This is a genomic window from Haloferax sp. Atlit-4N (assembly GCF_003383025.1).
Taxonomy (GTDB): Archaea; Halobacteriota; Halobacteria; order Halobacteriales; family Haloferacaceae; genus Haloferax; species Haloferax gibbonsii.
Map to the genome: position 1 here is coordinate 1 of NZ_PSYY01000102.1, position 453 is coordinate 453.

Here is a 453-nt window from a genome sequence, read left to right on the forward strand (position 1 = left end):
TTCAAATCCCGGCGAGTCCATACGCGCTCCGCGCGTTCGGTAATCCACATACTATATTTGCCAGCACAACTCCGACGAGAGTGCAAATTAAGCACTGATTGCTAGTGACCTGAACCCGAACAACGCTGTTCAGAAGAACTGGAACAGCTCGTCACGCTGGGCGTCGTGAAGGTGGTGCCGGACAGCCTCGTTCAGGGGCTCGATGGCGCCGCGCTTCGCAGTTATCGGTGCGATAGTCTCCTGCCACTGTTGCCATGGTGGATGGAGTCCGAGTCGGTCACAGAGGTCGTTCAGGCGCTCATCCTTGTCGTCAACCTTGTCCATTTTGTTGACTGCGACGACCGGTTCGACGCCAATCTCTCGGAGGAAGTGAAGCATCTCCACGTCGTGTGGGATTTCGTCGGGGCCGGAATGGCGGTCGATGATGTCGATGACCGATTTGCCGTCGACGAC

At 57.0% G+C, this 453-nt stretch carries 1 pseudogene; it reads right to left on the reverse strand.

Annotation, left to right across the window (positions count from 1 at the left end):
• Positions 1–129 precede the first annotated feature (129 nt).
• Positions 130–453, reverse strand: a pseudogene (locus C5C07_RS20775) (GTP-binding protein); the annotation flags it as partial.